Below are 18467 nucleotides of genomic sequence, written 5' to 3' on the forward strand. Positions count from 1 at the left end.
GAAAGCCGGTCCGGGACCGGCGGGTTGCCGCCACGGCACATTCGCGCCAGGCACGGACCGTGCCGCGGCGGCGGGATTGCCGGTAGATCAACAGCATGACTTTCACCCCCTCCACCGCGACCGGCCGGGTGAGACCCGCTCGCGCCGGGCGACGGACCCTCCTCATAGCCACCGCGGCGGCGACCCTGGTGAGCGGCGCGCTGCTCCCCGTCACCGGCGCCGCCTCCGCCGCGCCCGTCCCCGTCCCCGCTGGGACCGTCCCGGTCGGGTCGGCCGTCCACAGCTACGACATCACCCTGGTCACCGGCGACGTCGTCCACTACACGGACGGCGCGGGCGACCGGGACACCGTCACCGTGGACCGCCCCGATGGCGCGACCGGCGGCGTCCACGTCCAGCAGGCCGGGGACGACCTCTACGTCCTGCCCGACGAGGCGCGGAGCCTGCTCGCGGCCGGCAAGCTGGACCGCCGCCTGTTCAACGTGTCCGCGCTGGCCGCGATGGGCTACGACGACGAGACGACCGGCGGCATCCCGCTGATCGCCACCTACCCCGCGGCCAAGGCCCGTTCGCTGCCCGCCGCCCCGCGCGGCAGCAAGGCCGTCCGGAAGCTGGAGTCCATCCACGGCGCCGCGCTCACCGCCGGCAAGGACACCGCGCGCACCTTCTGGAACGACATCGCGCGCACCGCCACCACCCGCTCCCTGGACAACGGCATCGCCAAGCTCTGGCTCGACGGCCGTGTCGAGGCCGCGCTCAAGGACTCGGTGCCGCAGATCAACGCCCCGCAGGCGTGGGCGGACGGCTACGACGGCAAGGGCGTCAAGGTCGCCGTCCTGGACACCGGCATCGACGCCGACCACCCGGACGTCAAGGACCGCATCCTGAAGACGAAGAGCTTCGTGCCCGGTGAGGAGGTCGACGACAAGAACGGCCACGGCACCCACGTCGCCTCCACCATCGCGGGCTCCGGCGCCGCGTCCGGCGGCGCCGAGAAGGGCGTCGCCCCGGCCGCCGACCTGCTCGTCGGCAAGGTCCTGAGCGACGGGGGCGAGGGCGCCGACTCCGGGATCATCGAGGCCATGGAGTGGGCCCGGGCGGAGGGGGCCGACGTCGTCTCCATGAGCCTCGGCTCGCCCGTCCCGGACGACGGCACCGACCCGATGGCGCAGGCCGTCGACGCCCTGTCGGCGGACGGCGGCCCGCTCTACGTGATCGCCGCGGGCAACGCGTACGGCGCGGGCACCATCGGCGCGCCCGGCTCCGCCGAGAAGGCGCTCACCGTCGCCGCCGTCGACAAGCGGGACGGCCGCGCCGAGTTCTCGTCGATGGGCCCGCTGGTGCGCAGCTACGGCCTGAAGCCGGACCTGTCCGCGCCGGGCGTGGACATCAACGCCGCGGCCTCGCAGTCCGTCCCCGGCATCGAGGGCATGTACCAGTCGATGTCCGGTACGTCGATGGCCACCCCGCACGTCGCGGGCGCCGCCGCCATCGTCAAGCAGCGCCACCCCGACTGGAGCGGACAGCGCGTCAAGGACGCGCTGATGACCTCGTCCAAGGTGCTGCCCGACTACACCCCGTACGAGCAGGGCACCGGCCGGCTCGATGTGAAGGCCGCCGTCGACACGACGATCGAGGCCACCGGCTCCGTCCCGGTCGCCGCCTACGACTGGCCGCACAGCCCGTCCGACCCGGTCACCGAACGGACCGTCACCTACCGCAACACGGGCGACGCCGACGTCACCCTGGACCTGGCGACGGACACCGCGTCGGACGCGTACACGCTGTCCGCGACGCGGCTCACCGTCCCGGCCGGCTCCACCGCCGAGGCCGTCCTCACGCTCGACCCGTCCAAGGCCGCGCCGGGCACCACCTTCTCCGGACAGGTCCTCGCCAAGGACGCCGCCGGCACGGTCGTCGCGCACACCGGCTTCGCGCTCAGCAAGGAGCGGGAGCTGTACGACCTCACGCTCCGGCTGCGCGACCGCGACGGCGAGCCGATGGACGGCACCGTCGTCCTGGGCGCCCTCGGTGACCCGAACCTGTCGCCGGTCGCGGTGTCCGGCGACACCACGCTGAGGCTGCCGCCGGGCGACTACACCGCCTGGACCGCCGCCGACATCCGGGGCGACACCGCCGACTCCAAGGCCCTCGCCTTCCTGGCGGCCCCCGAGATCGTCCTCGACAAGCCGGTCACCGTCACCCTCGACGCGTCGAAGGCCCGCAAGGTCAGCGTGCGCACGCCGAAGGAGACGGAGACCCGGCAGCTGCGCTACGACATGGCGCGCACCGCCCCCGACGGCACCGTCCAGCGCGACGCGTACCAGATCCCGCTGACGTACGACCAGCTGTGGGCGAGCCCCACCGGGAAGGTGAGCAAGGGCGACTTCTCCTTCCTGACCCGCTGGCGCCAGGGCGAGAAGCTCATCGACCTGACCGCCGGCGGCCGGGACGTCCCGGTCACCGTGCAGAACGGCTCCCCGGTCGCCGAGGACAGCCGCGCAAAGCTCCGCAGCGTCTTCGCCGGCGACGGCTCCGCCGCCGACTACCGGAACGTGGACGCGAAGGGCAGGGCGGTCGTGATCCGCGGCAGTGACACGGTGGCCCCGGCCGACCGGGTCGCGGCCGCCGTCGCCGCCGGCGCGAAGGCACTGTTCGTCGTCAACCGGGGCGACGGCCGGCTGATGGAGTCCTACGGCGACTACGGCACCACGCTCGCCCTCCCCGTCGCCACCGTGCAGCGGATCGCGGGCGAGGAGCTGATCGCGACCGCGCGGCGCGGCAAGAAGGTCACCGTCGAGCAGCACAAGTACGCGAGCTACGTCTACGACCTGGTCGACCGCCACGACGGCGCCGTGCCCGACCGCTCGCTCGCCTTCGCCCCGTCCGCCCGGCAGCTGGCGAAGGTCGAGAACACCTTCTACGGCCACCGCGAGGCCGTCGGCGGCGGCTACCGCTACGACATCCCCGAGTACGGCCCCGGCATCGGCTTCGCCGAGTACGAGAAGTACCCGGCGACCCGCACCGAGTGGGTGACCCCGCTGCCCGGCGCCTCCTTCTGGTACGAGGACCACGCCCAGTACAACGCGGAGGGCACGGACATCGCGCTGGAGGAGCGCGGCGGCGAGATGGACTACCGGGCCGGCGGCACCACCCGCGCCTCGTGGTTCGCGCCCGTCGCCCGCCCGCGCCTGGGCACCGGATTCTGGGGCCCGGCCCGTACGCAGTGGGGCGACATCCAGTACAACATCTCGCCCTGGACGGACGGCGGGGCCGGGCACTCGGGCGCCATGCCGGACCGGGAGTACGAGACCGGCAAGGTCGCCGTCCACCAGGGCGACACGCTGCTCGACGAGACGCCCGGCCGGGCCGGCTACGTCGGGGACCTGCCCGCCGAGGAGCTGCCCTACCGGCTGGTGCTCGACGCCTCGCGCGACGCGGACACCTGGAAGACGTCCGTGCGCACGCACACCGAGTGGACCTTCGTCTCCGGCGCCAACGACCCGGAGGGCCCGTACCAGGTGGACATCCCGATGCTCCAGCTGGACTACGACGTGGCCACCGACCTGGCCGGTGACGTCAGGGCCGGGAAGCGGACGGAGATCGGCCTGTCCTCCACCACGCAGGAGTGGCTGGAGGGCGCCGTGAAGGCGACGAAGGCGTCCCTCTCGGTCAGCTACGACGACGGGAGGAGCTGGAGCCCGGTGCAGCTCCGGAAGGACGCGGCCGGTTCCTGGACCGCCCGCTTCAGGACCCCGAAGAAGGGCGCCACCGCGGTCTCCCTCAAGGCGCACGCCGAGGCCGGCGGCGGCCTCTCCGTGGACCAGGAGATCATCCGGGCGTTCGGCCTGAAGTGATCCGCTGACAGCCCGCACAAGGCGGCCGCGCATCCGGGAACGGATGGGTGGCCGCCTTTCCCGTGCGCCCGCTCGCCCGCACTTTTATATGCACAATACATATGAAGTGTATGATGCATATGAACGATCCGTGCGGGGGCCGGAACCAGCGAGTCGAAGGAACAGCGCAATGACACTGGAGAACAAGGTCGCCGTCGTCACCGGAGGAGCCTCGGGCATCGGCGAGGCCGTCACCCGGCTGTTCGTCGAGCGCGGCGCCCGCGTCGTGGTCGTCGACCTCCAGCAGGAGGCCGGGGACGCGCTGACGGCCGACCTCGGGGACCGGGTGGCGTTCCTGCGGGGCGACGTCTCGGACCGCGCGGTCGCCGACCGGGCCGTCGCCACGGCCGTCGAACGCTTCGGCGGCCTGGACGTCCTGGTGAACAACGCCAGCGCCTCCCGCGTCCGCCCGTTCACCGAGCAGACCGACGACGACTGGAAACTCGCCCTGGACACCGGCCTCTTCGCCACCCGCAACTTCATGCTCGCCGCCTATCCCGAACTCCGCAGGAGCGCGGGCGCCGTCGTCAACTTCGCCTCCGGCGCCGGCATCGACGGCCAGCCCAACCAGGCCTCGTACGCGGCGGGCAAGGAGGCCATCCGGGGCCTGAGCCGGGTCGTCGCCAACGAGTGGGCGGCGGACCGGATCCGGGTCAACGTCGTCTCCCCGATGGCGCGGACGGCGGGCGTCGCCGCCTGGGCGGAGGCCCACCCCGAGCAGTACGCCCTCTCCGCCGCGAAGGTCCCGCTCGGCCGCTTCGGCGACCCGCGCACGGACGTCGCGCCCGTCGTCGCGTTCCTGGCGAGCGACGACGCCCGTTACATGACCGGCCAGACCCTGATGGCGGACGGCGGCGCGATCAAGCTCCGCTGACCCCCGCGGCCGTCCGCCCCCGTCCCCGCCGCCCCGGTGCGGGGACGGGGGCGTTCAGTCGTGGATCTCCGGATTGGCGGCCAGGATCTTCCCGGTGGCCGCCCACAGTTCGGGTACGAAGCGCAGCACCTCGTCGCGCCGGGCGAGAAGGTCCCCGGTGGAGCCGATTCCGGTGAGGTCGGCGACGGCCTCGCGGAACGCCGGCAGCCGGGCGGTGTGCAGCGCGGGCGCGTCCTCGGCCAGCACCAGGTGGCAGCGGGCGAAGGTCGCGACGATCCAGAAGACCGCCTCCCGGTGATCGCCCCGGTCGATCAGCTCCCGGCCGCCCCCGATCGCGACGGGGCGGGCCTGTGCCGTGAGGTCGCCGCCGAAGAAGAACGGCGTGCGTACGACGGGGACCGTGGCGTCGAACGTCCGCGCCAGCTCCGCCAGATGGTGGCGCACCCGCCGCGCCGGGACCGCCTCGCAGCCCAGCAGCGCCAGCAGCCGCGGATAGAGCGTGTCCTGCCCGTACGCGCCGAGCACCTCGCGTACGGCGGGGTAGCGCAGCCGGACGGTCGGGTTGCGCAGCGCGGCGACCAGCGGGAGGTGGGTGGTGACCCCGGTCGGGAACAGCCAGCTCATCACGCGCGCGGCGAAGGGCTGTCCGGGGTTCAGGGCGGCGAGCCGGTCCTCGACGCGGTGCCGGGCGTCCAGGCAGCGGCGGCGCACCCGGCTCCGCTCGGCGAAGCGCGGTGCGACGTACGCGTGCAGGGCGCGCAGCCGGCCCGTGGGGTCGTCGATGACGGTGTCCCGGCGGAAGCCGCCCGCCAGGTGGTACGCGCCCAGCACCGCCTCCGGGTCGTCCAGCAGGGCCATCGGCTCGTAGGTGATCTCCAGCAGGGTGCCCTCGTGGCGGAGCTTGCCGGGCTTCGCGGGTGCCTCCTCGCCCGCCGTCACCACGACCACGTCGACGTCCGATGCGGCGGGCAGCTCCGCCCCGTCCGGGAGGCCGACCGTCGAGCCGGTGAAGTACGCCCCCCGGTAGTCCGGTCGGGGGCGGGCGTGCGCGGTGACCCAGTGCGCGGCCGCGGCCCGCGCGTCTCCGACTCTCATACCCCGACTCCTACGGGCCGGCCCGGTCCCGAGTCAAGCCGCGCCGTCCGGTTCGACGGGCGGGCCGGGCGGTAGCGTCGGGCACGGTTCAACACCCCTGTCCCGACGACCACCCGGTGAGGTGCGATGCGCAGGATCGTCTACTGGATGTCGATGTTCCTCGACGGCTTCATCGAGAGCCCCCGGCGGGAGATCGACTGGCATGTCGTCGACGAGGAACTCCACCGCTACTTCAACGACCAGCTCGCCGGCATGGGCGGCATGCTGGACGGCCGGGTCACCCATCAGCTGATGGCGGACTTCTGGCCCACCGCCGACCGGGACCCGGCCAACGCCGGAACGGTGGCCGAGTTCGCCGCGATCTGGCGGAACACCCCCAAGTACGTGTACTCGCGGACGCTGGAGCGGGCCGACTGGAACACCACGATCGTCCGCGAGGTCGTCCCGGAGGAGGTGCGGGCGCTCAAGGAGCAGCCCGGCGGCGATCTGGCGCTCGGCGGCGCCGGCCTCGCCGCCTCCTTCGCCGCGCTCGACCTGATCGACGAGTACCGCGTCTACGTCCACCCGGTGCTCATCGGCCGGGGCAAACCGATGTTCCCCACCGAGGAGTCCCGCACCGCCCTCCGGCTCCTCGGCACCCGCACCTTCGGCAGCGGGGTCGTGGAGCTGAGGTACGAGCGCGACCGGGACTGACCGGCCGCGCCCCGGGCCGACGCCGCCTCGCTCGGCCGGTCCGGGGCGCGGAGGCGGGTCAGCGGCCGGCCTGGAGCGCGCCCCAGGTGTCCGGTCCCACGATCCCGTCGGCCGTCAGCCCCCGGCTCGTCTGGTACGAGCGCACCGCGGTCCCGGTCGCCGGGCCGAAGCTGCCGTCGGCGTCCACGGTGGAGCCGAGCGCGGCGGTCAGGGCGCGCTGGACCCGCTTCACATCCTCGCCGGCCGCCCCCTCGGCCAGCTCCGGCGTGGTGCCCGCGGAGAGCAGCGCCGTCCAGGTCCGGGCGCCCACGATCCCGTCCGCTTCCAGGCCGCGCGCCGTCTGGAACGACTTCACCGCGCTCTCGGTGGCCGTGCCGAAGACGCCGTCCGCCTCGCCCGCCGGGTGGCCCTGCGCGTTCAGCAGCCGCTGGACCGCGGTGACCTGGGGCCCCGTCGCGCCCGGCCGCTGGGTCGTGTACGCGGGGAAGCTCAGCCCGTCGCCGGTGCCGCCGTCCGTGGCGCCGCCGACCAGTTCCATGTAGCGGTCCCAGTCCCAGTTCGGGCCGGGGTCGGTGTGGTCGTTGCCCGGCGCCTCGCTGTGGCCGATGATGTGCGCCCGGTCCTTCGGGATGCCGTACTTCTCGCAGAGCGCGGCGGTCAGCGCGGCGGAGGAGCGGTACATCGTGTCGGTGAACCAGGTCGGGTCGTCCACGAAGCCCTCGTGCTCGATGCCGAGCGACGAGGTGTTGGCGCTGCGCGCGTGGTACGCGGTGTCGGCGTCGCGCACCATCTGGGTGATCCGGCCGTCCGACGAGCGCACCACGTAGTGCGAGCTGACCACGGACTCCGGGTCCTGGAACCAGCTGATGGTGCCCGCGTACGAGCCCTGGGTGACATGGATGACGACCTTGTCGACGGTCGCGGTGCGGCCGGTGGTGTAGTTGTTCGGGTCGGCCGGGACCCAGAGCGCCGATGGGTAGTCGGCGCTGCGGACGGAGTAGTCGGCGGCGGTCCCGGCCTTGTCGGGGGAGACCGGCCGCCCGGTCACCGAGATCCGCTCGCCGTCCGGGGTGAGCGCGTCGAGCCCGTCCGCCAGGAAGGTGTAGACGGTGTCCGCGTAGAGCGCGGCGGCCGGCCCCTCGGCGCCGCTGTAGCGGGCGACGGCCGGGTACCAGGCGTCGATGTCGTCGCGGTCCCGCGCGTCGAGCCCGAGCGCGTCCGCGTAGCCGCGCAGCACCGCCGCTCCGCCCAGGACGTTGACGGCGGCGTCGGAGCGCAGGGCGGCGAGCGGTTCGCCGGTGAGGTCGGCGGCCCGTTCCAGGGTGTGGTGCGCGGGGTTGCTGACGAGGTGCATCACGCCGTAGCCGTTCGCCTGGCTGGGACGTCCGGCGTGGCCGTCGAGGTGGGTCTCGCCGTACCCGACGGCGGCGAGCAGGTCACGCGGTACGTCGAACTCCTCGGCGGCCCGTTCGAACGCCCGGTCCAGCGGGTGGCCGGTGTCCGCGGCGGCGAGTGCCGGGGTGCCGGTGGCGGCGAGGACGGTGGCGGTCAGGGCGGCGAGGAGGGAGGCCCTGGTGCGGGCGGCGGCGCGAGTCGGCATTCCTGCTCCTGCTCTGTGGGAGGGGAGACGGCCCCGGCCCCGGAGGGGACGGACCGGGCGGCCGCGAAGCCTGCTCACGATAGGGAGCCAATGAATGTATGACAATCACTCTGGCGGCGTGTCGAACTCCCTTTCACTCCAATGGAGTTGACCGTTCGCGAGCCCTCGTGCGCCCCCAGGGATTCGTACACCCGTGCAGGAACCCACCGCACGGGGGAACGCGGCCCGGACACATCGCCGACAGGGCGTATAACAGAGAACTCCGGACCGGCCGGCGTCCCCGATGGCAGTCACATCTCACGCGGCAAGGCGTCACCGCGTACGACAGCGGAGAAGTGCCCGATGAGCATGAGCACGGCAGACGAGATCAGCACCCTGCTGACCGCCAACTTCGGAACCGACCCCCTGGCGATCCGCCCGGAGGTGCCCCTGCGGCAGCTCCGCCTGGACTCCCTGGCGCTGGAGGAGCTGCGGCTCCTCATCGAGGACCGGATGGACGTCGATCTCGACGACGTCCAGATCACCTCCCGCGACACCGTCGCCCAGCTCGTCGAGGCCGTCCACCGCAAGGCCGCCGCGTGACCGCCCGGTACCGCCCGGAGCCGTTCGCCGCGGCCGTCACCGGGATCGGCCTCGTCACCTCCGCGGGCGTCGGCGCGGAGGCCACCTGGCGCGCCGTCAACGACCCCGCGACCGCGCCCTGCGTCCCGCACCGCGCCGAACTCGACGGCCTGCCCTGCGACTTCATGTACAGCGTCCAGGACCTCGACACCCGCGCCGTCCTCGGAATCGCCGCCCACCGGCTGATGGACCGCTTCTCGCACCTCGCCGTCATCGCCGCCCGCGAGGCCGTCGCCGACGCCGGACTCGACCCCGCCGTCTGGGACAGCGGCCGGGTCGCCGTCGTCATCGGCTCGGCCCACGGCGGCCTGCCCTTCTACGACGAGCAGCACACCACCCTCAGCGAACGCGGCGCCCGCCGCGTCTCGCCCAAACTCGCCCCGCTCGCCGTCGTCAACGGCGCCGCCAGCAGCGTCGCCACCGACCTCGGCGCACACGGCCCCAGCCAGGCCGTCTCCACCGCCTGCTCCTCCGGCACCGTCGCCATCGGCACCGCCCACCAGATGCTGCGCACCGGAGCCTGCGACATCGTCGTCGCCGGCGGCGCCGAATCCGTCTGCTCCCGGCTCCTGATCGCCAGCGCCTGCCGCCTCAAGGCCGTCTCCACCCGGCGCGACGACCCGCAGGCCGCCTGCCGCCCCTTCGACACCCACCGCGACGGCTTCGTCGTCGGCGAGGGCGCCGGACTCCTCGTCCTCGAACGCCCCGAACACGCCCGCGCCCGCGGCGCCGCCGTCCGCGCCCACATCGCCGGCTACGGCGCCTCCAGCGACGCCTACTCCGCCGTCGCCCCCGACCCCGACGGACTCGGCATCGAACGCGCCCTGCGCACCGCCCTCGCCGACGCCGGGATCGACGCCGCCGACATCGGCCATGTCAACGCCCACGGCACCTCGACCGTCTCCAACGACCTCATCGAGGCGGCCATGCTGCGCCGGGTCCTCGGCGACCACCCCCTCGTCACCTCCACCAAGGCGATGACCGGCCACACCCTCGGCGCCGCCGGCGGCATCGAGACCGCGCTCACCGTCCTCGCCCTCCAGCACCGGCTCGTCCCGCCCACCGTCAACCTCGACGCCCCCGACCCGGACATCCCCGTCGAGGTGGTGAGCAAGGAGGCCAGGCCCGCCGTGTTCGACGCGGCCGTCAAGACCTCGCTCGGCTTCGGGGGCCACAACGCCGCCCTCGTCCTCACCAGGTGACCGGGGCCCGGAGAACATGACCGAAGAGATCATCCGCACCCTCACCGTGGACGGGCTGCGCTTCCGCTACCGCGCCCTGCGGCAGCCCGACCCGCGCACCGAACCGGTCGTCGTCCTCGGCGGCGCGCTCCAGGGCATCCACGGCTGGCCCCAGATGGACGAGCACCTCGGCCCGCACGCCACCGTCGTCACCGCCGACCTGCCCGGCATGGGCGGCGCCGACCCGCTGCCCCCCGGCACCGGCGACGACCTGCTGCGCGCCGCCGTCACCGCCGTCCTCGACGACCTCGGCGCGGACCGGGTCAACCTCTACGCCTTCTCCTACGGCACCTCGATCGCCTTCGCCTGCGCCCGCCACGACCCCGCCCGCGTCGCCCGCCTGGTCCTCGGCGGTGTCCCGTCGCACATCACCGAGGCCCAGCGCGACGGCTGGGCCCGCGCGGTCGACCGGCTCGACACCGGCGACGTGACGGGGCTGGCCCGGCTCACCGCCGAGGCGCTGATGTGCCTGGACCCGGACCGCCGGGTCCACCGCAGGGACCTCGCCCTGCGCTACGTACGCCGGTCCTTCGTGCACGCCCTCACGCACTCGCCGCACGCCGAGCGCTCGCTGCGCCGGTCGCTGGAGCACCGCCCCGACTTCTCCGGCGGGCTGAGCGGGGTGCCCGCGCTCGTCTTCGCGGGCGAGCACGACACCGTGACCCCGCCGGAACACCAGCGCGCCTTCGCGGCCACCATCGAGGGCAGCCGCTTCCTGACCATCGGCGAGTCGGACCACTGGGTCGTCCTGGAGCGCCCCGACGACGTGGCGGACCTGGTGGCCCGCTTCATGACCGACCGGCCGCTGGACTCCGCCCCCGCGCTGCGGCCGATCACCCCGCTGCCCCGGCCGCGCGCCGGGGCGGCGGGGGCGGCGGGGGGATCGGCCCTGCCACGGGCGGGCGGCTGAGCGCCCGCCGCCCGCCCGTGCGCCGGATCAGCGGTGCCCGTGCCCCTTTCCATGCCCGTGCCCGTGCCCATGCCCGTGGCTCGGGGCGTTCACGTCGATGCGGACGATCTGCGGGTCGTGGTCGCTCGCCTGGTCGGCGAACTCCGCGTTGATGTGCACCACGTCGTAGTCGAAGCGGCGCACCCCCGGGCTGGTCAGGATGTGGTCGAGGGTCTGCGAGTTGCCCTCGTACACATAGCTGTACCGCTCGTTCACCGGCAGCGTGTTGATCAGCGGCTTGAGGACCTTGCCGGAGGTCAGGGCGCCGACGGTGGGCGAGAACGCGAAGTCGTTGAGGTCGCCGAGGACCACGACCCGCGCCGACTTGTCCGCCGCGAGCAGCGACTTGACGAAGGTGTTGACCTCCTTCGCCTGCTGGACGCGCTTGGTCTCCGAGCCGCGCACCGGCTCCTGGTAGCGGCCGTGCAGCGGCTGGTCGCCGCCCTTGGACGCGAAGTGGTTGCCGACGACGAAGACGGACCTCCCGTGGAAGCGGAACTCGCCGACCAGCGGCTTGCGGCTGTCTTCCCAGGCGTCGCTCGTGGGCGCGATCCGGCCGGGCGACACCGAGAGCGCGACGCCCTTGCGGGTCCGTACGGCCTCGACGGCGGTCGTCGCGTCGCCGCCCGCGCGGTCCACGAAGTCCACCCGCTCCGGGTTGAAGAGGAACACGTTGCGGATGTTGCCGCCGGGCTCGCCGCCGTCCCGCCCGTCCTGCGGGGCGACATAGCGCCAGGCGTAGCGCGGGCCGCCCGCCGCGACGATCGCGTCCGTGAACCGCTTCAGCGTGGCCTCGGAGCCGACCGTGCCGTCGTTCACCGCGCCGTTGTCGTCCTGGATCTCCTCCAGGGACACGATGTCGGGCGAGGACAGGTTGACCGCGACGCCCGCGGCCAGGGTGTCGAACTTCGCCTGGTCGTCGAGCGCGTCGAGGTTCTCCACGTTGTACGTGGCGACCGCCAGCTCCTTGCCCTTCTGCCGGCGCGTCACCTCGCGCCGCAGCCCGTTGTCGGTGAGCGTGCCCAGCTCGGTGGCCTGGACGTTGTACCCGCCGTACGAGTCGTAGTCCAGGACGCCCCCCGTGGTGCCGGACAGCACGTCACCGACGTTCGCGGTGGGCACCGGCGCGGCCGGGTCCAGCGACATGACCTTGAGCCGGCCCGCGTTCTGGTCGCCGTACGAGGCGTACAGCGTGCCGCCGCGCCGGGTCGGGTTCTGCTCCGGCTCCACGGTCACCCAGACCTCGTGGTACTTGGTCGTCGCGCCCGTCACGCGGGTGTCGGCGATCTCGACCCGGCTGCCCTCCAGGGACTCGTACAGGTCGAGCGCGTACGCCGACGGCTCCAGGGGCAGCGCGTCGATCGAGCCGCCGCCGGCCGAGGGCACATAGGCGGACGGCACCGCTCCGGCGTCCAGCACCACCGGGGCGGGCAGCGCGTTGCCGGAGGACAGGACGGTGATCCGGGGCTTGGTGATCTCCGTGACGGACTGGGCGGTGGCCGACGGGTAGTACTCGTCCACGACACCGCTGACCAGCACCGCATCGCCCACAGAGACCGCCGGGGCGGTGGAGCCGGTGTAGACGAAGACGCCCTCGCCGGTGCGCGGGTCGGCGTCCGGGGCGGTGTCCTGGATCCAGAAGCCGCGCGACCCGGAGGCGCGCACCGCCGTGACGACGCCCGGGACCCCGATGACCTCGCGGCCGTCCAGCGGGGAGACCCGCGTGCTGCCCTGGATGTCGTGCACGCGTACGGTGCCGGGCTCGGTGGGGTTGTCCGGGTCGCCGGGACCCTCGCCGCCGCCCGCGCTCTCCCCGGCCGTGTTGACCGGGGTCGGGGCGGCCGCGGTGAGGTCGGCGGCGTTGTCGTCGGTGTCCGCGAGGGTGGCCGCGCGCGCCACGGACGCGGTGGCCGATGCGCCCTTGGCCGGTCCGCTGCCCTCCCGGACGACCGCGGTGCCGTAGCCGACCAGGTCCACCACGCGGGCGTCGGCGGCGCAGTCGGCGGCCGTCCTGCAGGTCAGCGCGGTGGTCCCGGAGACCAGGGCGACGGTGCCGCTGCTCGCCGACATCGCGACCTTGCCGGTGGCGTCCGCGGCGGGCAGGGCGACCGTGCCCCCGGCGCCCTCCGCCTGGGCGACGAGATACCGGCCGCCGGGCGCCACCGAGCCGGTCAGCGCCGTCACCTGCCACTGCGAGCCCGCCGAGGGGGCGCCGGGCAGGTACTGGACGCTGAGGCCGGCGAGGTCGTACGCGGCGGAGCCGGCGTTGGCCAGCTCGACGAAGTCACGGGTCAGCGTCGCACCGGAGTTCCCGCCGCCCCCGTACACCTCGGAGATCACGGCGGACGAGGACGGGGCCGCGAAGGCGGCGGGCAGCGCGGTCGCCGAGAGCGTCACGGCTACCGCGCCGGCCAGCAGGACGGAACGGGGTGTGGATATGCGCACGGAAATGCCCCTCAGATTCTGGTGAAGGAGCACAAGCTATGCGCGTAGAACAGGCGATGACAAGGCATCAGAGGTGAATTCCGGAAAACGTTCGGTCCCCGGCCGGCGAAGGCCGCGGGAACGGCGCGCCCCGGCCCGGCCGCGCGCCACCGTTCACGCCCCCGAGCCGCCCCCTCACACGGCGGGCCCCCGATCTCACATGGTGGGCACCCGGTCCAGGAAGCCGCTCACCGAGGCGATCCGGCCGTCCAGGCCGGGGGAGCGGACTGCGGGGTGGCTAGTTGCCGTCCGGGTCGTTCGCGACGATGTGCACCGCCGCCTCCTCGGCGGAGGCCGCCGCGCCGTCGATGCCGACGTCCTCGCCGGCGGTGCTGTCCGGCTCGTCGATGTCCAGATCGCGGGTGAGCCGCCCGGCGCGGACCGTGCCGACCTCGCCGTCCCACGGCTCGCCGTCCCCGTCCACGACATCGCCCACCCCGTCCCCGGGCGGGGCGCCGTCCTCGGGCAGCTCGCGGGCGAGCCGGCTCTCCAGGCTCTCGCCCCGGTGCTGCTCGGCGGCGGTGGTGCCCACGTCGTCCACGGCGTAGGGGCGTTCCGGCGGCGAGTACCCCCGGTCCAGGACGTCGTCCACGTCCGGGTCGTCGAGGGTGTCCTCCGTATCGGGCTGCTCGATCGGGTCGGCCGCCTGCGACTGCTGCTGGGGCTGGTAGACCTCGTCGCCCCGATCGGCATCATCCATGGCGCTGTCCCTTCCCGCGGCGGGGCTCCTTCTCAGGATAGGCAGCCCGGCCCGCGCGGGCGCGTCCTGCGTCCGGGCGGGGTGTGCGCGACCATGGACGGTGCAGGGCCGGACGCGCCCCGAAGGGCCGGTCCGGAAACGGTCGTCTGGAGAGCCCGTCATCATGGATTATCCGGAGAGCTACCAGCTCGTGTTCCAGTCCTCGGCCGTGGAGGACGACACCGTCACCGTCCACCGCACGGCACAGAGCGGAGCGGGCGGTCACCCCGTCTACGAGGACGAGACCGGCATCGTCCGCGCCGAGATCAGCGACCACGCGGAGGTGCGCATGCTGGCCAGTGGCGGCCACCAGCGCCTCGGAACGCCGCTGGTGGTGCGCGACGCCGCCTGAGCGTGATGCCGCTTCAGTGCGGCGCTGCCTCAGCGCGGCGCCGCCGGGATTCCGTATGTGAAGCACCCCTTACCACGCGTACACGTATGTGTACATCCTGCCAAGGCAGGACAATCCGTCCCCACGCGTCCAACACTTGGTCGAAATTTTGCCCCTGGTGAGGGGTCGGGGGAGGTCACCAGGCAGACTCACCCTGTAGGAATCTCGCCACGAAGAGGATCACGCATGATCACGTTGAAGAAGGAAGACGGCCCGGCGGACCTGGACGGGGTGACTCACCTTTCCATCGGCGTCTCCTGGGACCCCACCGTCGGCAGCAGTGGCGGGCTGATGGGGAAGCTGAAGCAGAAGAAGGGCACCGACCTCGACCTGATCGCCATCGCGATGCAGGGCGCGGACCCGGTGCGCCTCGCCGGACTGGACTCCCTGGACCCCCTGGGCAACGGCTCGCTGCTGCACAGCGGTGACAACCAGACCGGGAAGGGGGAGGGCGACGACGAGACGGTGACCGTCGACTTCGCCAAGGTGCCGGGCAACGTGACGTCGATCGTCTTCGTCGCCGCCGCGTACAAGAAGGGCAGCTCCTTCCAGAACGCGCGCAACGTCAGCATCAAGGTCTACGACGCCACGGGCGGCAGCAGCCAGCAGGTCGCCGACATCTGGCCGAGCCTGCTCACCAACGACAACGGCTGCGCCGTGGCCAAGGCCATGCGCGTCGGCGCGGGCTGGAAGCTTCAGGTGATCAACGAGACCGGCAAGATCAAGCAGGGCGACGAGCACGCCCTGATGCGTTTCGCGATCAGCAAGTGACGCCGATCAGCGAGTGACGCCGATCGGCACGTAGCGCCGATCCGCAAGCAACGCACGGCGGTACGGCGTACGCCCCCCGGCCCGCCCGCGCCCGGTCACTCGACCCGGCGCGGGCGGGCCGGGCCCGTCGTGCCCCCGGTGGCCAGCGGCGAACGCGCCAGCTCCACGCACCCCGCCGCGATCAGCGCGAGCGCCAGCAGCTCGGGCAGCACCCACCAGCCGGTGCGTACGTCCTCGCCGAACAGGGTCACCCCGTACAGGACGCTGATCAGCGCGTCGCCCAGCGTCAGACACGGCTGCACCGCGACCAGCGTGCCCGCCTGGAGCGCGTTCTGGAGCAGGAACAGCGCCCCGACGCCCGCCGCCGCCATCGCGTACAGCTGCCAGGCGCCGAACAGCGCCGCCGCGCCGCCCCCGTCGTCCAGCCGGGCCATGGCGTCCTTCATCAGCGCGGCGGTCAGGGCGTAGCCGCAGGCGGCGGCCGTGGCCAGCAGCGCGGCCCGCACATCGCCCCGCGCGGCCAGCGCGCCCGCGATCAGCACCGCCTCGAACACGCCCGTCAGGATCAGCGCCGGCACCCACGCGGCCCCCCGCACCGACTCGCTGCCGCCGCCCGGCGCGGCCGTCGCCATCCCCAGCGCCAGCCCCACCGTCACGGCGGCCACCCCCACCCACACCGAACGCGGCAGCCGGCGCCGCATCAGGAAGGCGGCCAGCAGCAGCGTCGCCGGCAGCTCGATGACGAAAATCGGCTGCACCAGCGAGATCGGGCCGGTCGCCAGCGCCACGGCCTGGCACACGGCGGCGACGATCACCAGCCCGATCCCCGCCAGCCACACCTTCCGGCGCAGCAGATGGCCGATCAGCGACACCCGCAGCGCCCCGGTCTGCGGCACGTCGAGGGCGGCGCGGCGCTGGAGCACGGACGCGGAACCGTTGCTGACGGCGGTCAGCACGGCGAACAGGACGGCGATCACCGCACCATGATGCGGGCGGGCGCACCACGATCCCGGCTTCCCTGCGGCGACGGCATGGCGACGGTCCCGGCCTCCTGTTCCCGAACGGCGCGGACTCCTTCAATAGGACCGAACCCGACCTGATGGCGGCGTAGCGTGCCGTCATGGCCGTGAACAGCAAGACCACCACCGCCGGTGCCGCGCCCGTCCCCGTGCTCACGCCGAGGGCGCTCGGCCGGGCGACCCTGGAACGCCAGCTGCTGCTGAACCGTGCCGCGATGAGCGCACGGGACGCCGTCACCCACCTCGTCGGCCTCCAGGCGCAGAACACCAAGCCGCCGTACTACCAGCTGCTGGCCCGGCTCCAGGACTTCCGGCCCGCCGAACTCTCCGCGCCGATGGAGTCCCGCGAGGTCGTCCGCATCGCCTCCCTGCGCTCCACGGTCCACACCCACACCGCCGACGACGCCCTCACCCTGCGCCCCCTGGTCCAGCCGGCCGTCGAACGCGAGCTGACCCTGTTCCGGAAGAAGCTGCCCGGCGTGGACGTGGACCGCCTGCGCGAGCTGACCCGCGCGTACGTGGAGGAGGCGCCCCGTACCCCGAAGGAGATCCGGGCCCTGCTGCTCGCCGAGTGGCCCGACGCCGACCCGCAGGCCCTGACCATCGCCGCCCGCTGCGTGCTGCCCCTGGTCCAGGTCACCCCGCGCGGCCTCTGGGGCCGCAGCGGCGGCGTCGCCCTCACCACCGCCGACCACTGGCTCGGCCGCGCCGCGCAGGCCGCGCCCGACATCGACGCCACCGCGCTGCGCTACCTCGGCGCGTTCGGCCCCGCCTCGGTCAGGGACATGCAGAGCTGGGCCGGGCTGACCCGGCTCAAGGAGGTCTTCGAGCGCCTGCGGCCCCGGCTCACCACCTTCCGCGACGAGCACGGCGTCGAACTCTTCGACCTGCCCGACGCCCCGCGCCCCGCCGAGGACACCCCCGCCCCGCCCCGCTTCCTGCCCGAGTTCGACAACGTCCTGCTCGGCCACGCCGACCGCACCCGGATCATCCCGGCCCCGCTCAAGGGGCTCAACGGGGTGGGCAACCAGAACTACGGCAGCGTGCTGGTGGACGGGTTCTTCGCTGCCGTCTGGCGCCTGGACACCCCGCGCGACGCCCTCGCCGCCCTCACCGTCCAGGAGCTGCGCCCGCTCACCGCAGCCGAGCGCGACGCCCTCACCCGGGAGGCGGCCGGCCTGGTCACGACGATGACCGGCGCCGCCGCGCACGACGTCCGGTTCGCCCGGTTCATCGACCTCGGCCGCTGAGCGGACGGGGGCGCGCGCCGTCTACGGCAGCAGCCCCGCGCGCCGGGCCGCGACCACCGCCTCCAGCCGGGTGTGCGCCCCCAGCCGGCGCATCGCGGAACGCAGATAGCCCTTCACCGTCTCCGGGCGCAGCCCCAGCCGCTCCGCCGCCACCGCGTTGGTCGCGCCCGCCGCGACACACGCCAGCACATCGATCTCGCGCGGCGCCAGCCGGACCTCGCGCGCCCCCGGCGCCGGAGTGCCCGTCGCCGAGGCCAGCCGCCCGCACACCGCGAGCAGCTCGTCGCGCAGCGCCGGGTCCAGCACCTTCGGCATCAGCGCCCGCAGCTCCCGGTGCGCCTCCCGGACGTCCTCCCAGGCACCCGGCGCCACCGTGTCCCCGGCGGCCGGCTCCCGACGGCTCGCCGCCAGCAGCTGCCGCACCTCGTCCCGTACCGCGAGCGTCTGCTCCACGTCGCGGGCGGCGGCCACCGCCGCGTCGAACGTCCGGTCGCCGAGCGTCAGCGGCTCGCGCAGCGCCCCGTACAGCACCCCGCGCACCTCCCGCCGCACCACCACGGGCACCGCCACCACCGAGCGCAGCCCCTCCGCCGCGACGGCCGTGTCGTACTCGTGGCTGATGTGGCGCGAGGAGCGGTAGTCGGTGACCGCGCACGGCCGGGACAGGGCCATGGACTTGCCGCCCAGACCGCTGCCGGAGGAGATCATCAGCCCGCGCAGCGCCCCGGTACGCGCCCCGTTCACCTCGGCGATCCTGGCGTGGCGGCTGCCGGAGAGCAGCCCGCCGAACGCCACCGGCAGCCCGCTCGTCCGGCGCAGCCGCAGCAGCGCCGCCTGCATCTCG

Annotated in this window: 15 protein-coding genes; 9 read left to right on the top strand and 6 right to left on the bottom strand. The window is 73.7% G+C overall.

Features of this window, described 5'->3' with window-relative positions; all coding sequences use genetic code 11:
* The first annotated feature begins 95 nt into the window (after nt 1-95).
* The gene (locus tag DNK56_RS30170; RefSeq protein WP_111338942.1) at nt 96-3857 is read left to right on the top strand and encodes a S8 family peptidase; all 3762 of its coding nucleotides are present in this window, start codon (nt 96-98) and stop codon (nt 3855-3857) included.
* 169 nt (nt 3858-4026) lie between these two features.
* Nucleotides 4027-4770 carry an SDR family NAD(P)-dependent oxidoreductase gene (locus DNK56_RS30175; protein ID WP_111338943.1) on the top strand — a complete coding sequence of 248 codons (744 nt, stop codon included), beginning with the start codon at nt 4027-4029 and terminating at the stop codon, nt 4768-4770.
* 54 nt (nt 4771-4824) lie between these two features.
* On the opposite strand, the gene DNK56_RS30180 is transcribed toward DNK56_RS30175, so the two are convergent.
* Complete coding sequence (locus DNK56_RS30180; RefSeq protein ID WP_111338944.1) at nt 4825-5865, bottom strand: hypothetical protein; 1041 nt, start codon at nt 5863-5865, stop codon at nt 4825-4827.
* A 126-nt stretch (nt 5866-5991) separates the two neighbouring features.
* Here DNK56_RS30180 and DNK56_RS30185 point away from each other — a divergent pair, with 126 nt between their 5' ends.
* Nucleotides 5992-6558: a dihydrofolate reductase family protein gene (locus tag DNK56_RS30185; protein ID WP_111338945.1), complete on the top strand. Its 567-nt coding sequence runs from the start codon at nt 5992-5994 to the stop codon at nt 6556-6558.
* A gap of 58 nt (nt 6559-6616) precedes the next feature.
* Here the strand turns inward: DNK56_RS30185 and DNK56_RS30190 are convergent, their stop codons facing one another.
* Nucleotides 6617-8158 (bottom strand): peptidoglycan-binding protein, encoded by a 1542-nt coding sequence (locus DNK56_RS30190; RefSeq protein WP_111338946.1) that lies wholly within the window; start codon nt 8156-8158, stop codon nt 6617-6619.
* 348 nt (nt 8159-8506) lie between these two features.
* Between DNK56_RS30190 and DNK56_RS30195 the strand changes: the two genes are divergently transcribed.
* Genes DNK56_RS30195 through DNK56_RS30205 form a run of 3 tightly spaced genes read left to right on the top strand, consistent with a single transcriptional unit; the run spans nt 8507 to nt 10930 of the window.
* Complete coding sequence (locus tag DNK56_RS30195) at nt 8507-8740, top strand: acyl carrier protein (RefSeq protein ID WP_199563577.1); 234 nt, start codon at nt 8507-8509, stop codon at nt 8738-8740.
* Nucleotides 8737-9981, top strand: coding sequence for a beta-ketoacyl-[acyl-carrier-protein] synthase family protein (locus DNK56_RS30200; protein ID WP_111338948.1), 1245 nt, complete (start codon nt 8737-8739; stop codon nt 9979-9981). Before DNK56_RS30195 ends, DNK56_RS30200 begins: the two co-directional genes overlap by 4 nt.
* Before the next feature lie 16 nt (nt 9982-9997).
* Nucleotides 9998-10930: an alpha/beta fold hydrolase gene (locus DNK56_RS30205; protein ID WP_111338949.1), complete on the top strand. Its 933-nt coding sequence runs from the start codon at nt 9998-10000 to the stop codon at nt 10928-10930.
* Between the two features lie 27 nt (nt 10931-10957).
* Here the strand turns inward: DNK56_RS30205 and DNK56_RS30210 are convergent, their stop codons facing one another.
* Together DNK56_RS30210 and DNK56_RS30215 are read right to left on the bottom strand one after the other, a co-directional pair.
* A complete protein-coding gene (locus DNK56_RS30210) occupies nt 10958-13414 on the bottom strand; it encodes an endonuclease/exonuclease/phosphatase family protein (protein ID WP_111338950.1) in 2457 nt (818 codons plus the stop codon).
* Between the two features lie 277 nt (nt 13415-13691).
* On the bottom strand, nt 13692-14153 hold the full coding sequence (locus DNK56_RS30215) for a DUF5709 domain-containing protein (protein ID WP_111338951.1): 462 nt from the start codon (nt 14151-14153) through the stop codon (nt 13692-13694).
* Between the two features lie 163 nt (nt 14154-14316).
* On the opposite strand from DNK56_RS30215, the gene DNK56_RS30220 reads away from it, so the two are divergent.
* Together DNK56_RS30220 and DNK56_RS30225 are read left to right on the top strand one after the other, a co-directional pair.
* Nucleotides 14317-14544 (top strand): DUF6296 family protein, encoded by a 228-nt coding sequence (locus tag DNK56_RS30220; protein WP_111338952.1) that lies wholly within the window; start codon nt 14317-14319, stop codon nt 14542-14544.
* Between the two features lie 225 nt (nt 14545-14769).
* Nucleotides 14770-15354, top strand: coding sequence for a TerD family protein (locus DNK56_RS30225; protein WP_111338953.1), 585 nt, complete (start codon nt 14770-14772; stop codon nt 15352-15354).
* A 95-nt stretch (nt 15355-15449) separates the two neighbouring features.
* Here DNK56_RS30225 and DNK56_RS30230 read toward each other — a convergent pair whose 3' ends face one another.
* Nucleotides 15450-16331 carry a DMT family transporter gene (locus tag DNK56_RS30230; protein ID WP_111338954.1) on the bottom strand — a complete coding sequence of 294 codons (882 nt, stop codon included), beginning with the start codon at nt 16329-16331 and terminating at the stop codon, nt 15450-15452.
* A gap of 143 nt (nt 16332-16474) precedes the next feature.
* Here DNK56_RS30230 and DNK56_RS30235 point away from each other — a divergent pair, with 143 nt between their 5' ends.
* The gene (locus DNK56_RS30235) at nt 16475-17623 is read left to right on the top strand and encodes a winged helix DNA-binding domain-containing protein (protein ID WP_111338955.1); all 1149 of its coding nucleotides are present in this window, start codon (nt 16475-16477) and stop codon (nt 17621-17623) included.
* A gap of 21 nt (nt 17624-17644) precedes the next feature.
* Here DNK56_RS30235 and DNK56_RS30240 read toward each other — a convergent pair whose 3' ends face one another.
* On the bottom strand, nt 17645-18463 hold the full coding sequence (locus DNK56_RS30240; protein ID WP_111339675.1) for a response regulator transcription factor: 819 nt from the start codon (nt 18461-18463) through the stop codon (nt 17645-17647).
* Between the last annotated feature and the right edge of the window lie 4 nt (nt 18464-18467).

The sequence above is a fragment of the Streptomyces sp. AC1-42W genome (assembly GCF_003248355.1).
In the GTDB taxonomy this organism is placed as follows: domain Bacteria; phylum Actinomycetota; class Actinomycetes; order Streptomycetales; family Streptomycetaceae; genus Streptomyces.

Bases quoted from the DNA above. Each gene is read 5' to 3' on its own strand.
- DNK56_RS30225 (WP_111338953.1), top strand. From the start codon at position 14,770: ATGATCACGTTGAAGAAGGAAGACGGCCCGGCGGACCTGGACGGGGTG.
- DNK56_RS30190 (WP_111338946.1), bottom strand. From the start codon at position 8,158: ATGCCGACTCGCGCCGCCGCCCGCACCAGGGCCTCCCTCCTCGCCGCC.
- DNK56_RS30170 (WP_111338942.1), top strand. From the start codon at position 96: ATGACTTTCACCCCCTCCACCGCGACCGGCCGGGTGAGACCCGCTCGC.
- DNK56_RS30220 (WP_111338952.1), top strand. From the start codon at position 14,317: ATGGATTATCCGGAGAGCTACCAGCTCGTGTTCCAGTCCTCGGCCGTG.
- DNK56_RS30180 (WP_111338944.1), bottom strand. From the start codon at position 5,865: ATGAGAGTCGGAGACGCGCGGGCCGCGGCCGCGCACTGGGTCACCGCG.
- DNK56_RS30235 (WP_111338955.1), top strand. From the start codon at position 16,475: ATGGCCGTGAACAGCAAGACCACCACCGCCGGTGCCGCGCCCGTCCCC.
- DNK56_RS30215 (WP_111338951.1), bottom strand. From the start codon at position 14,153: ATGGATGATGCCGATCGGGGCGACGAGGTCTACCAGCCCCAGCAGCAG.
- DNK56_RS30195 (WP_199563577.1), top strand. From the start codon at position 8,507: ATGAGCACGGCAGACGAGATCAGCACCCTGCTGACCGCCAACTTCGGA.
- DNK56_RS30175 (WP_111338943.1), top strand. From the start codon at position 4,027: ATGACACTGGAGAACAAGGTCGCCGTCGTCACCGGAGGAGCCTCGGGC.
- DNK56_RS30205 (WP_111338949.1), top strand. From the start codon at position 9,998: ATGACCGAAGAGATCATCCGCACCCTCACCGTGGACGGGCTGCGCTTC.
- DNK56_RS30240 (WP_111339675.1), bottom strand. From the start codon at position 18,463: ATGCAGGCGGCGCTGCTGCGGCTGCGCCGGACGAGCGGGCTGCCGGTG.
- DNK56_RS30185 (WP_111338945.1), top strand. From the start codon at position 5,992: ATGCGCAGGATCGTCTACTGGATGTCGATGTTCCTCGACGGCTTCATC.